This window comes from Mucilaginibacter sp. JRF, assembly GCF_015223065.1.
Taxonomy (GTDB): Bacteria; Bacteroidota; Bacteroidia; order Sphingobacteriales; family Sphingobacteriaceae; genus Mucilaginibacter.
Genome location: NZ_JADFBY010000009.1, coordinates 76,645 through 89,219 on the forward strand (window position 1 = coordinate 76,645; position 12,575 = coordinate 89,219).

A 12,575-nucleotide genomic window follows, 5' to 3' on the forward strand; every position below is an offset into this window, starting at 1 on the left:
GCGTAACAATTTTTGTGTAATATAGGTTGTTATACGCTTGTTTTAAAAAATAAGATACATTCTACGCCACAGCGCTATAGTAAACCCATAAAATAAACAGCAGCTGCAACGGCACCCTGAACCACAGATACGTGGCTCCGCTGCCATCATTAGTGCCTTTTTGGTAGTTTACCTTGTTTAGCGCGGCATAAATATTGGCGGGTAATATCAGCACAAAAAATATAATGAGCGCTATGCCGGTAACACGTGCCAGTGTAGGCAGCAACAAACCAATGGCTCCTAAAAGTTCAATAACGCCGGTTATGTATACTAATCCTTTTTTAAAGGGGATAAATGGCGGTATCATTAACGCCATGCCTTTGGTATACACAAAATGTCCCATCGCTGTAAATATGAGCATAATGGCCATAGCTATACGCGCGGCAAGGGCATAACCTTCGGGATAATCAGTAAAAATTATTAATGCGGCGGCAAATACAAAGCTTATCAGTAATACAACTAAAGGTTTCATGCCGCTTGGGTTTAATATTCGCTGAATACTTCGTCAGGGTAACACCACAGCCAGCGTTCGCCCGGCTCGGCCGAGGCTATTACCGGGTGTTGCGAGCGGTGGTAATGCTTGGTCATGTGTTTACGTGGCGATGCATCGCAGCAAAGCGTTATGCCACAAGTTTGGCAGGTACGCAGGTGAACCCACGTACCGCCATTTTTTATACATTCATCGCAAACATATTCATCGCCTATAGTAACCTCGGTTATGGTGCTGATGTGGCTGCATGTTGTTGGTTGTTCCATATACTAATATGGTTAAATTAAACTTCGGCCAAATACTTGTGTACAAAGCTGATGGCCATTGAGCCCTCGCCCACGGCTGATGCCACACGGTTCATAGCACCGGCACGTACATCGCCCGCGGCAAAAATACCTGGTGTGCTGGTTTCCAGCATGTACGGGTCGCGGTCCATTTTCCATATTTTGCCAAAGCCATCGTAACGGTTAAGCTCCCGGCCGGTTTCAACAAAGCCTTTGGTATCCTTAATAATGTTGGTACCCAACCATTCGGTATAAGGTTTTGCACCTATAAATATATACAAAGCATCGGCCTCAACGTTTTCAACATCGCCGGTTTTTAAATGGGTTATAGTTAGTCCGCGAAGTTTATCATCACCTTCGGCCTCGGTTATCTCGCTGCAAGGTTTCAGGCAGATGTTTGATACACCGCTTATCTGCTCAATTAAGTAAGCCGACATGGTAGAAGTCAGATCTTCCCTGCGGATGATGATACAAACCTGCTTGGCAAACTTTGATAGATACATAGCCGCTTGCCCGGCAGAGTTACCGCCGCCCACAATATACACCTGCTTATCGCGGCAGGAGAGGGCCTCGGTATTGGCCGCGCCGTAGTATATGCCCGCGCCGGTAAAGCTGTTTACGCCCTTGGTTTCCAGCTTACGGTAGTCAACACCGGTGGTTATGATGATGGCCTTGGCGTTTATCTCAGTATCATCATTCAGGATGATAGCCTTGTAGCCATCCTTAATACGTATCTCCTTAACCGTTTGCGGCGACAAAAATTCGGTACCAAAACGTGTGGCCTGCGTAACGGCACGGCGGGTCAGATCAGATCCGCTTAAGCCACTCGGGAAACCCAGGTAGTTTTCGATACGAGAGCTTGTACCCGCCTGTCCGCCCGGTGCGTGGCGTTCTATCAGCAAAGTTTTTAAACCTTCGGATGCACCGTAAACAGAAGCAGCCAATCCCGCGGGGCCTGCGCCAACAATGGCCACATCGTAAACATTATTGCTTACCCTTGGGTTAAGTCCAATTTTTGAGGCTACATCAATAATACTTGGTTTTTTTACCACCTCGCCATCCTCAAATATCAGCACCGGGAAATCTTTGGGTTGCAGATTGTTTACGTTGCATAGGCGTGTACCTTCCTCATCGGCCATGTCAATCCATTGGTAAGGCACCAGGTTACCGGCTAAAAACTCCTTAACCTCGTGGCTTTGCGGCGAAAACTGGTAGCCTAATACCTTAATGCCCTTAAAATCGGGGCGATAGCCGCCCTGCCAATCATCAAGCAGATCGTCAATTATCGGGTATAGTTTTTCCTCTGGTGGGTCCCAGGGTTTGGTTAGGTAATAATCCAGTTTAACATCATTAATGGCCTTAATGGCGGCATCTGTATCCGAGTAGGCGGTGAGTAAAACACGCTTTGCCTCGGGGAAGAATACCATAGCCTTGGTCAAAAAATCAACGCCCTGCATTTCGGGCATGCGTTGGTCTGATATAAAGGCGGCCACAACCTCGCCCTTGTTTTTCAGTTCGAGCAAGCTGTTCAATGCCTCATTGGCTGATGATGTACTTAGTATACGGTAATCCTGACGGTATTTAGCGCGCAGGTCGCGGTTTATGGCCCGCAAAACCTGCGGGTCGTCGTCAATCAAAAATATTATTGGCTGATCCATTGATTGTTATAGTGATGGTAGATTGGTGATTCTATGTAAAAAAATGTTATTCCTGGTTTAAAGGCAAACATACCTCAAACTCTGTTTCGCCCGGTTTCGATTTTACCTTAACGGTGCCATTATGCTGCTGTATTATGCGGCTAACCACATCAAGCCCCATGCCTGTACCTTTGCCCATAGCCTTGGTAGTAAAAAACGGGTCGAATATGCGGCTGCGTATATCCTCGGGTATGCCGGGGCCATTGTCAGTTATCTTTATCTGCACAAATGAGCCGTCGCGTTGGGTGCTTATCTTCAGCGTGTCGCCGCCATTGCTTTCCATTGCATCAAGGGCATTATCTATCAGGTTTGTCCATACCTGGTTCAGATCGCCGGGGCGGGCCATTATTTTAGGCAGATCCTCGGCAAAGCTTTTCACCATGTTAATGTTGTTCTTCTTGATCTTGTAGATCATCATTTTTAACGTGCTGATGATACCCTCCTTAATGTCAACCAACTGCTTGTCGGCGGCCATATCCATGTGGGTGAAATTCTTCACGGAGGTAACCAGCTCACTTATCCGGCGCGAGGCTTCCTCAATGTCTGATACCAGCTTGTCGGTCATCAACGTATTGCTTATCCACACCAACACCGGCGATACGCAATCATCAGCTACCTTAAGCTTCAGTTTGTCCAGATCGTTCACCGCGAAGCCAACATCAACCAGCGTTTCGGCCATCTCGTAGCTGTTTACCTCGTGGTCTTCCAGCCAATCCATCATCTCATCTTCTTTTGATGATTTTTCGAGCATGCCCAGCACCGGTTTATCCGGCCTGTTGATGATCTCCTGTATAAAAGTGTTGATCGGGTCAACCTCGCTCATTTTAAGTTTTATGGCTGCCAACTGCTTAAAAATATGCGGGTATTTATGCAGCTGATCCTTTAGTGCTGCTGTGTTACGTACAATTGCCGCCGCCGGGTTGTTCAACTCGTGCGCCAAGCCAGCCGATAGCTTGCCCAGCGCCATCATTTTTTCGTTTTGTTGTTGCAGGGCTGTAAAGTCGCGCACGCGGTTGGTCATGATGTGTACCAGCGCCTCGGTAAGCTCGTAGTTTATTTTGATGCCATGCTGTATCTTTTCGGCAGGGCATATCAGCGAGGTCATTTTGCGGACGCATTCGCCGTAACCGGTCAGTTTTTTGCCGCGCGAGTAGGGCAGATAGCCTGTTATTGAACCCTCGTTCAATACCGCTATTTCGCGGATGCTGTTGCCCTGCGGCATACATATCCTGAAACTGCCCTCCAATACCACCATGGTAACATCCAAAGGCGATCCGGCCTCAAACAAACGTTCGCCGGGCTCAAACTCCTCTACATGGCTTTCGTCAATAAGCCATTGCAATTGCTCAGCAGGAACACTTTGCAGGTTTTCAATTTTTTTAAGCTGATCAACAGTAACAGTATGCATAGAGGTAGTTGTTTTCATGAGTAAAAGTAGTGCACATTTTTAATATATGCATTATACAAAACACGGCAAATAATGGATTATTCGCAACTACCAAAGTACGTATAAAAGCTTGATATTATTAGTAGACTTAAGTCGATAAGGGCAGGCTGAAATAGAAGGTGGCTCCCTCAAACTCCTCGCTCTCTACCCATATCTTACCGTTGTGCAGGTTAATGATCTCGCCGGCTATATACAGGCCGATGCCGAAACCGGCAACTGATTTCATGATCTCGTTATCGGCACGGTAAAAACGATCAAACAACCGGGCCTGATCCTGTTTTTTTACACCGATACCTTTGTCGGTTACTGATACGGTAACTTCATTTTCGCGCACCACACAGTTAATGAATATCTGCGTTTCGCGGGGCGAATATTTGGCGGCATTGCTCAAAAAGTTATCCAGCACCTGGCTTATCTTGTTGCGGTCGGCATTTACGGTGGCGCTATCGTTGCGGTCTATCTCAAAAAAATGACTACTGTTGATGAACCGCGCATCGGCAACCACCTCCGTCACCAGTTCGCTAATATCAAATGCCTCGGGTGACAGGGTGATCTTACCCGAGTCGAGTTTTGACAGGTCGAGAAAACCGCGTATCATCTTGGTCATCTTCACTATCTGCAAATCGGCTTTGGCAAGAGCACCGGCAATAAACGGTTCGCCAATTTTTTGCGCCTTGCTCATTGATATTTGTATGTACGATTTAATGGACGTCAACGGCGTTTTAAGCTCATGACTAACCATCGCTATAAAATCATTTTTGCGCATCTCCTCCAGCTTGTGCTGGGTAATATCTATCATGATGCCCGAGTAGTTGGTTATTTTACCATCAGCATTATAATATACTTTACCGCTGGTACGCACCCAGTGTTGTTTGCCGGTTTTGGGGTTGGTTATAGGGTATTCCAGGTCGGCGGTTACACCATGTTCAAGAGCATCTGTAACCGTATCAACAACCATTTGGCGATACGGGTCGCCGATGCACTCCATCGCGTATTCAAACAAAAGCTCCTCATCAGGCCCAATGCCAAAAAACGCCTTTGTTTTTGCAGATGGAAATATGGTCATGGTGGTGGCATCAATACCCCAGGTGCCCAGCCAGGCGGCATCAATAGTGAGTTGTAAACGCTCCTGAGCTTCGGTCAGTTTAAAGCGGGCCTCAAATTCTTCGGTAACATCAATTGATGTATGCAGCACGCCCCAAACAATACCATCGGCATTACATATCGGCTTAAAACATATATTATAATAGTTGGTATGGGTATGGTTGTTTACCGTTATGTCAACACGTTCTTCCTTAAGTTCAATAAGCTTGTTGTTTTGATAGGCCTCACGCAACAGGTCGCTTAAACGATGGCAGGCCAGCTCGGGCACGGCATTACAAAACGATTGGCCAATTGCGGTTTCATCCTTCATCCATGCTTTTAGCATGGCTTTATTGGCTATTTTTACAAGCAGATCGTTACCGGTGTAGAGGGCGGTAGGTGTAGGCGTTTCATTAATAATGACACGCAACATATCCTGTTCAATATCAAAGAGGGTAGCGTTCATAGGAAGATCGGTTAGCAAATATAGCTATAGATGTATAATTAACTTATACGTACTATTAAATGTAATAGTTAATATTGATATTTAGTATATTAAATATGGCAGCCAACCCGCTTTTGTTAGATATGGTACGCAACGTATTGTTCCATTTGCCTGACGTGTTTGAAAAGAAGATGTTTGGCGGCGTATGTTTTATGGTTGATGATAAACTGTGCGTTTGCGTGGGGAAAGATTACCTGCTTTGCCGCCTCGATCCGGATAATTATGATACCGAACTGGAAATGCCCGGCGTAAGCCAAATGATGAGCGGAAGCCGTGTTATGAAAGGTTACATACACGTTGACGAAGGGGTACTGAACACCGAGAATGATGTATTGATTTGGGCTAACAAGGCGCTTAAATACAATGCAGTATTAAATAGTAAATTGTAATGTGTTAAAGATGTTTTAATTTATTGTTGCTTAAATTAATTAACAATTATTAACTGTTTAACTATTGTTTATAGTTGAAGTGGTTTTTAGATTTGATTATTAAATAATTCTTAATCATTATGAAAAACCTATTCTTCTTACTAACATTAGTTTTACTTGTTGGCTGTAAAAAAGACCAAAAAAGACCGGCTTCAAGTCCAATGGAAATCATCATCACTGAAGTTCCGGATGGTGGAACTTATACTATAAGTATTGTAAGTGATAAAAAGGGCGAACAGGTATTTGAAATAGTTGGCGGAACCGAAAACAAGACATATATCATTACAGTTGACGAAGGTGATAACTTAACAGCCGACTATTCTTTTCAAACATCTGATCAAAAAGTTGGCCCGGGATCGGTAAGATTTGTTTATCGTGAAAGTACAAGGACAGTAAATTCCGGTGAAGGCACTGTCAGGTTTTCAATTACATCGTGATGTTATAAATTATTGACTTTATGCAAAGCAAAGCCGCAACCGTTGATGAATATTTAAAGGAAGTGCCTGCCGACCGTCTGGAGGCGATAACCACCCTGCGCGATCTGTGCCGCGAAAAGCTGAGCAATCATACCGAGAGCATGCTTTACGGTATGCCCACTTATACACTAAACGAGGTGGCCGACGTAGCCTTTAATAGCCAAAAGAATTACATATCGCTATACGTTACAGGTACCGAGCTGATCGCAAAATATCACGACAGGTTGAATGCCTCTATCGGTAAAAGCTGCATCAGGTTCAGCAAGCCACAAAAAATGGATATGGATGTAATAGCCGCCATGCTTAGCGACATAGCGGCTATGAAATACGGTCAACTTTAAAAACGTATACCTAAAGCCAGGCCCAAACGTACGGTTGCCCAGCGACCATCAACATCCATTTTGGCGCCGTTTTGATCGACAGTGTATTCGGTCTTTATAAAATCGTTCTGATTAAAGGCATCCAGTTCATTACGTACGGCTTGTTGCTCATTTTCGTCGAGCTGTGCACGGGCATCAACCTTGCCCGAAGCAGTGCCATAAGTAGCGCCTAATATCCACCAGTCGAGGTATACAAGTTTGCTTAATTTAAATTGCGCGCCAAACATCAGGCCGCCGGTTATGCTGTTTATACTTCCTGACAAGGGCAATACCTTTTCGGCGCCATCATAATCATACTTAAAAGGTAATTTGGCGGTTTGATGTGTGTATTGGGCGTATGGCGCAATGTAAAAGCCACGCCCGGCCTGCGACCCGGTGTAGAACCTGAACTCCGGCGCTATCACAAAATGCCCGATATCCAGTCCATCTATCTGGCGCGAAAAGTTATTGTTGTCACCAATGTTTTTTATCGTCCCTTTAAAGGGAATGGCTGATGTTGGCCTGAAGCTCATATTCATGGCGACAGATATTTTTTGACCAACAGGCCGTTCATATTGTACCGAAAAGGTTTTCAGGAATAGCGACGACACGTTGAGTTTTACAAAATTGTCGCCATCGGAATCAACAGTTTGAGCTTTTGATGCAAAGCTGAGCAGGCATAAGCAGCCAACAAGGCCGGTTAGCTTAGTGGGGAATTTAAGAGTAAGCATTGGCTTTAAAGTTATTGTTTAGCGATGAACTGTTAAAACAATAAATAGCCGGCACCCCGTTTTTGTTTCTAAAATTTAACTATTGATTAATAGATTGCGCTTTGGTATATCTCAGTACCGGTTTGGGGCGCTTTACAGCAGTGTCGCTTTTGATTACGGGCTTCTTCTTTTTGCCTTTTTTGTTGCGTTTACCCCACCATATTAAAAAGCCGGTTATGGGTAATGATGCGCATATCAGGCTCGCTAAAAAGGCCAGTATCTGCGTTACAGGGCCAAAAATGCGTCCGGTATGTATTTCCTTATTGGAGTTACGCCATTTAGATGCCAATGATTTTTGGCTTTGCTCAAGCTTGTCAAACTGCTTGCCGTTTCGTATATCGTAGTAGTAATAATTTACATCGCGCCAGCCATCAATACGGTTTTTCAGGGTGGCGATAGCCATCAGGGTTTGCTCATCTTTTTCGGGTAAGTTAAGGCCGATGGATGTGTAATTGCCTGCCATTTGTTTTTGCACATCGGCTAATATAACTTCCAAAGTACTACCCTTACTAACCGGGGCATTACCAATGTTAGGGGCGGTACGGGTCAATACCTCTTTACCCGGCGAGCCCAATATGCGGTAAATACCATCCTCCCACCACTTGAACGACCATACCAACCCGGTTATGGCAATGAGCATAGCCACAGGCAGCGCATAAAAGCCCAGGCTGTTATGCAGATCGTAATTAACACGCTTCCACTTCGCTTTCCACTTAATGCTGAGGTTTTGCTTAAGCTGTTTCAGGTTTTTTGGCAGCCAGATAATAAACCCGGTGATCATGATCAGCAGGAACATCAGTATACATGAACCGATGATAACGCTTCCTACCTGTTTATTAAGCAATAGCTGGCGGTGCAATTGCTCCACAACGTTAAAAAACTCATAGCGGCGGTCAATAACGCCAAGTACCTTACCATTGTAGGGGTTAACGTATACCACATCGCGATATTTGTACTGGCTAAAATAGCTCAGACCTACCTTGTCTTTTTTTTTACTTTTTGATGCCGAGAATACATAGCTGCGGCCGGGTTCGGTCACCTCAATATCGCTGATCGGCTTTTTTTTGCCCAGCTTTTTTTGCGCGATGGCCAGTAGTTCAGAAACTGGTTTGGCCAGGCCGGTTTGTTTTACCTCGACCAGATCATGGTGTACGGCATCATAAAGCTCATCCTCAAATACAAGTATGCACCCTGTTACCGCTACTATAACCACTATAATACCCGTAACCAGGCCAACCCATAAATGCAGCCAGGCTGCTACATCTTTAATTCGCTTCCAGATCATAAACTACGTTAATAGCACTTGCTATCGCAAAAATATAATCTTATTTAGATTAATTTAAAACAATTGTGAAAGCGTGTTATAACATTTAAGATACAAAGCGACCGGCAGGGCTATGCGGCTTGCTGATCCATCCAGTTTTTGCCATTGGTAAAGCGGGCAACAAGCATGGCGGCAACAGTATCTCCGGTGGCATTGAGCAGGGTAGCCAGCGGGTCAACCAGTGTACCGATGATGATAGCAGGAGGGAGCGCTTCGGGGGGGAAGCCGTAAGCTGATATAAATAGCAATTCGCCAACGTAACCGCCGTTGGGTATGCCGCCTTCAACAATACTTACCAATACAGTTATAGCCAGAGCGCTGATGATGATCTCGGGAGTATCAAACCCTTTGCCGAACAGGGCGAACACCACCGCCATTTTTACGATAGATGATATACTCGAACCATCCTTATGCAGCGTGGCGCCAAGCGGCACCGTTATGTTGGTGATATAATCGGGCACGCCCATTTTTTTGGCGGCATCCAAATTGGCGGGTATGGTGGCAATACTACTGCAAGTGCTTACCGCCGTTGCCGATGGAATGATGCTGTTTTGCCAGTAGCGTTTAACGCCCTTAACGCCTCCGGCTATAAAAGCATAAGCGCTAAAGCCGACTACAAAATATACCGCGCCCACACTGTAATATAAGCCTAATGATTTTGCGTAAGCCCCAAACAGCTTCGGCCCGAAATACCCTACCTGGTAAGCAAAGTAAGCGCCCAAACCGATAGGGGCTATCTTCATTAAGATGATAAAAAGTTGCTTGAAAACTTCATTCCCGGCGTTTAAAAAGCGGGCGAAGCGCACGCCATCCTCACCTGAACGTAACACGGCAAAGCCTAACAGTACCGAAAAAAGTATCATGGCCAGCATGCTCGAACGGGTGAACAACTGATAAAAATCCGCCGTGGTAAAAAGCTGTACCAATTGCTCGCCAAAGGGCTTTTTGCTGATCTGCTCGTTAATGGCAGGTGCCACCAATTGTTCATGTATCGGGAACAGGCGCACCGCGATTATGGTCACCGTGGCCGATACCAATATGGTGCCCAAAAATACCAGCGACGTTGTACTCAGCAACCTGCCTATACGGTTGGTACCATTCAGGTTGGCAATGGCCGATGATATGGCGAAGAAAACCAGCGGCACCACGGCTATGAACAGCAGGTTCAAAAAAATATCGCCCAGTGGCTTTAGTATAACCACCTGTTTGCCCATTACCAAACCGGCAATGGCACCGGCGGTTACGCCGCTAAGTAGCCATAAAATTCCGCTGTAGTTTTTAAGCCAGTTACTCATTATGGGTTTTTGAGATACGATGCGGGCTAATATATGTAAAAAACGGGCTAATAAGCGGTTGGCAAGCCATGCCTTTGTAAACTATTTTTGCCGGTGGCCCTGCTGTGTTTTGCCGGGTATAAGCTTATATTTAGTCGCTATGTTTTTACGATCACGAATTACCCTGCTGGGTATACTATTAACGGGCTGCACCCTTGCGCAGGCCCAACCCAAAACTTATACCCGTGCCGATACGTTGCGTGGCGCCATTAACCGCGAGCGTGTTTGGTGGAACGTGCTGAAATATGACATCACCGTAAAGCCCGATTATAATACCAAAACAACATCGGGCTCAAATATTATTACCTACAAAGTGCTTTCGGCCAGGCATTCGCCCTTAATGCAGGTTGATTTGCAGGAGCCGCTGAATATTGACAGTATTTTGCTTGATGGTAAGAAGAAACTAAAATACACCCGCGATGGTAATGCCTGGCATGTTACGGTTGGCAAACAAGCCGCGAAAACCGAACATAAGCTGGCCGTATATTTTTCGGGAACGCCCAAAGAAGGGGTAAGGCCACCATGGGTAGGCGGCTGGACATTCGCCAAGGATTCGCTTAACCGCCCCTGGATGACTGTTACTTGTCAAGGCCTTGGCGCTTCGGTGTGGTATCCGTGTAAAGATCACCAGTCTGACGAGCCGGATAAAGGCGCATCACTTACCATGATAGTGCCTGATACATTGGTGGCCGTTGCCAATGGTCGCCTGCAATCGCACACCAAAAATAATGACGGTACGGCCACGTACAAATGGGCGGTGGTTAACCCCATCAACAATTATGATATTATACCCTACATAGGCAAGTATGTAAACTTTAGCGAGGTTTACAAAGGCGAAAAGGGCAAGCTCGATCTGAATTATTGGGTGCTTGATTATAATCTGCCCAAAGCTAAAACCTATATGCCTTTTGAGGTAAAGCATATGCTAAAGGCCTTTGAGCATTGGTTTGGCCCGTACCCGTTTTATGAGGATGGCTATAAACTGATTGATGCGCCGCACACCGGTATGGAGCACCAAAGCGCTGTAGCTTACGGCAACTGGTACAAACCGGGCTACCGCCAGCGAGATGCTTCGGGCACAGGCCTGGGTATGAAATGGGATTTTATTATTGTGCACGAAAGCGGGCACGAATGGTTCGGCAACAACATTACCAGTAACGATCTGGCTGATATGTGGATACACGAGAGCTTTACCAATTACTCAGAAACCCTGTATGTTGATTACCGCTTTGGTGTTGATGCCGGTAACGATTATAACTTCGGCATTCGCAATGGCATCCAAAACAAAACGCCCATCATTCCGCCGTATAATGTGAACGCGCAAGGCAGCGGCGATATGTACCCCAAAGGCGGTAACATGCTGCAAACCATAAGGCATAGCATTAATAATGATGTGTTGTTTCGCGATATTATGCGCGGCCTGAACAAGCAGTTTTACCACAAAACGGTAACTGCCGCGCAGATACAGAACTATATATCGGGTAGGGCTAAGTTTGATTATAAAAAGGTGTTTCAGCAATACCTTACCACCACGCAAATACCTAATTTGGAATTGCAGTACAATGTTGATAGTAAGATATTAAGGTATCGTTATACCAATTGCATCCCTGGCTTTAACCTGCCATTGGTACTAAAGGATAAAACAAACCAAATAAAACTCAGCCCGACAACCGAGTGGAAAACCATAACCGTTGGCAATAACCACGAATTGCTTAAGCCGGAGAATATTGTGAAGATGTATTATATCACCACATCATAATCAGGGTGAGGTGATATAAAAACAAAGGGTATCGTTTTAATGGAGATACCCTTTGTTTTTGTTACAGATATTTCTCAGGCACCGAATGCAGTGCTATACGGTTACCCTCGGTATCTAAAAACACGGCCATGTAGCCATACTCGGGCGATATTTCTGTTTTAGGTACGATGATGGTACCACCGGCCGCCTCAATACGGTCGACAACGGTTTGCACATCGGGGTTGGCATTCAGGTAGATCATGGCACCGCTATTGGCCGATGGCTGATGAAAATCAGATACCTGGCAAAGCGCGCCGCCCACACCGGTCATCGGGTCTTCAATCGGGAACATGCACATAACGGCACCCTCAAACTCAAGCCTGTCCATCTTAATATCAAATATCCGTTCGTAAAAGCTTTGCGCACGGGCAATGTCGGCAGCCGGTATTTCAAACCAGCTAATGGCGTTTTTAAAGATCATGATTCAGTGTTTTTGGTTTACCTAAAATTAGTTCCGTTTGTTCACAAAGTCAATAGTAACAGGCTATTATCTGCAAACAAAAAACGCCCTGCAACAAGCAAGGCGTTATAATTATAATGC

General features: G+C 45.4%; 13 protein-coding genes. 4 read left to right on the forward strand and 9 right to left on the reverse strand.

Annotated features, from left to right (window positions below; translation table 11 throughout):
* Positions 1 to 61: 61 nt before the first annotated feature.
* The 5 genes from IM792_RS18080 to IM792_RS18100 form a co-directional block, all read right to left on the reverse strand.
* Entirely contained in the window at positions 62 to 511 is a 450-nt protein-coding gene (locus IM792_RS18080; RefSeq protein ID WP_194103311.1) for a DoxX family protein, read from the reverse strand.
* Positions 512 to 522: 11 nt separating this feature from the next.
* Positions 523 to 795, reverse strand: coding sequence for a UBP-type zinc finger domain-containing protein (locus IM792_RS18085; protein ID WP_194103312.1), 273 nt, complete (start codon positions 793 to 795; stop codon positions 523 to 525).
* Positions 796 to 812: 17 nt separating this feature from the next.
* On the reverse strand, positions 813 to 2,471 hold the full coding sequence (locus IM792_RS18090; protein WP_194103313.1) for a response regulator: 1,659 nt from the start codon (positions 2,469 to 2,471) through the stop codon (positions 813 to 815).
* 46 nt (positions 2,472 to 2,517) lie between these two features.
* Positions 2,518 to 3,936: an ATP-binding protein gene (locus tag IM792_RS18095; protein ID WP_228085248.1), complete on the reverse strand. Its 1,419-nt coding sequence runs from the start codon at positions 3,934 to 3,936 to the stop codon at positions 2,518 to 2,520.
* A 109-nt stretch (positions 3,937 to 4,045) separates the two neighbouring features.
* Positions 4,046 to 5,506, reverse strand: coding sequence for an ATP-binding protein (locus tag IM792_RS18100; RefSeq protein ID WP_194103314.1), 1,461 nt, complete (start codon positions 5,504 to 5,506; stop codon positions 4,046 to 4,048).
* 95 nt (positions 5,507 to 5,601) lie between these two features.
* Here IM792_RS18100 and IM792_RS18105 point away from each other — a divergent pair, with 95 nt between their 5' ends.
* The 3 genes from IM792_RS18105 to IM792_RS18115 all read left to right on the forward strand — a co-directional run bounded on the left by IM792_RS18105 (position 5,602) and on the right by IM792_RS18115 (position 6,790).
* Positions 5,602 to 5,934 carry a TfoX/Sxy family protein gene (locus IM792_RS18105; protein WP_194103315.1) on the forward strand — a complete coding sequence of 111 codons (333 nt, stop codon included), beginning with the start codon at positions 5,602 to 5,604 and terminating at the stop codon, positions 5,932 to 5,934.
* 119 nt (positions 5,935 to 6,053) lie between these two features.
* On the forward strand, positions 6,054 to 6,410 hold the full coding sequence (locus IM792_RS18110) for a hypothetical protein (RefSeq protein ID WP_194103316.1): 357 nt from the start codon (positions 6,054 to 6,056) through the stop codon (positions 6,408 to 6,410).
* Between the two features lie 20 nt (positions 6,411 to 6,430).
* Positions 6,431 to 6,790, forward strand: a complete 360-nt coding sequence (locus IM792_RS18115) for a DUF1801 domain-containing protein (RefSeq protein WP_194103317.1) — start codon at positions 6,431 to 6,433, stop codon at positions 6,788 to 6,790.
* Here IM792_RS18115 and IM792_RS18120 read toward each other — a convergent pair.
* The 3 genes from IM792_RS18120 to IM792_RS18130 form a co-directional block, all read right to left on the reverse strand.
* Positions 6,787 to 7,539 carry a DUF3575 domain-containing protein gene (locus tag IM792_RS18120; protein WP_194103318.1) on the reverse strand — a complete coding sequence of 251 codons (753 nt, stop codon included), beginning with the start codon at positions 7,537 to 7,539 and terminating at the stop codon, positions 6,787 to 6,789. The two genes, IM792_RS18115 and IM792_RS18120, sit on opposite strands and share 4 nt — an antisense overlap.
* Before the next feature lie 79 nt (positions 7,540 to 7,618).
* Entirely contained in the window at positions 7,619 to 8,863 is a 1,245-nt protein-coding gene (locus IM792_RS18125; protein WP_194103319.1) for a PepSY-associated TM helix domain-containing protein, read from the reverse strand.
* A gap of 110 nt (positions 8,864 to 8,973) precedes the next feature.
* Positions 8,974 to 10,197 carry a dicarboxylate/amino acid:cation symporter gene (locus IM792_RS18130; RefSeq protein WP_194103320.1) on the reverse strand — a complete coding sequence of 408 codons (1,224 nt, stop codon included), beginning with the start codon at positions 10,195 to 10,197 and terminating at the stop codon, positions 8,974 to 8,976.
* 139 nt (positions 10,198 to 10,336) lie between these two features.
* On the opposite strand from IM792_RS18130, the gene IM792_RS18135 reads away from it, so the two are divergent.
* Positions 10,337 to 11,995, forward strand: a complete 1,659-nt coding sequence (locus IM792_RS18135; RefSeq protein ID WP_194103321.1) for a M1 family metallopeptidase — start codon at positions 10,337 to 10,339, stop codon at positions 11,993 to 11,995.
* 61 nt (positions 11,996 to 12,056) lie between these two features.
* Here IM792_RS18135 and IM792_RS18140 read toward each other — a convergent pair whose 3' ends face one another.
* Positions 12,057 to 12,455, reverse strand: a complete 399-nt coding sequence (locus IM792_RS18140) for a VOC family protein (RefSeq protein WP_194103322.1) — start codon at positions 12,453 to 12,455, stop codon at positions 12,057 to 12,059.
* Between the last annotated feature and the right edge of the window lie 120 nt (positions 12,456 to 12,575).

Excerpts from the sequence above, each read along its gene's own strand:
- IM792_RS18135 (WP_194103321.1), top strand. The coding sequence starts at position 10,337 with ATGTTTTTACGATCACGAATTACCCTGCTGGGTATACTATTAACGGGC.
- IM792_RS18095 (WP_228085248.1), bottom strand. The coding sequence starts at position 3,936 with ATGAAAACAACTACCTCTATGCATACTGTTACTGTTGATCAGCTTAAA.
- IM792_RS18120 (WP_194103318.1), bottom strand. The coding sequence starts at position 7,539 with ATGCTTACTCTTAAATTCCCCACTAAGCTAACCGGCCTTGTTGGCTGC.
- IM792_RS18110 (WP_194103316.1), top strand. The coding sequence starts at position 6,054 with ATGAAAAACCTATTCTTCTTACTAACATTAGTTTTACTTGTTGGCTGT.
- IM792_RS18140 (WP_194103322.1), bottom strand. The coding sequence starts at position 12,455 with ATGATCTTTAAAAACGCCATTAGCTGGTTTGAAATACCGGCTGCCGAC.
- IM792_RS18125 (WP_194103319.1), bottom strand. The coding sequence starts at position 8,863 with ATGATCTGGAAGCGAATTAAAGATGTAGCAGCCTGGCTGCATTTATGG.
- IM792_RS18100 (WP_194103314.1), bottom strand. The coding sequence starts at position 5,506 with ATGAACGCTACCCTCTTTGATATTGAACAGGATATGTTGCGTGTCATT.
- IM792_RS18130 (WP_194103320.1), bottom strand. The coding sequence starts at position 10,197 with ATGAGTAACTGGCTTAAAAACTACAGCGGAATTTTATGGCTACTTAGC.
- IM792_RS18085 (WP_194103312.1), bottom strand. The coding sequence starts at position 795 with ATGGAACAACCAACAACATGCAGCCACATCAGCACCATAACCGAGGTT.
- IM792_RS18105 (WP_194103315.1), top strand. The coding sequence starts at position 5,602 with ATGGCAGCCAACCCGCTTTTGTTAGATATGGTACGCAACGTATTGTTC.
- IM792_RS18080 (WP_194103311.1), bottom strand. The coding sequence starts at position 511 with ATGAAACCTTTAGTTGTATTACTGATAAGCTTTGTATTTGCCGCCGCA.
- IM792_RS18115 (WP_194103317.1), top strand. The coding sequence starts at position 6,431 with ATGCAAAGCAAAGCCGCAACCGTTGATGAATATTTAAAGGAAGTGCCT.
- IM792_RS18090 (WP_194103313.1), bottom strand. The coding sequence starts at position 2,471 with ATGGATCAGCCAATAATATTTTTGATTGACGACGACCCGCAGGTTTTG.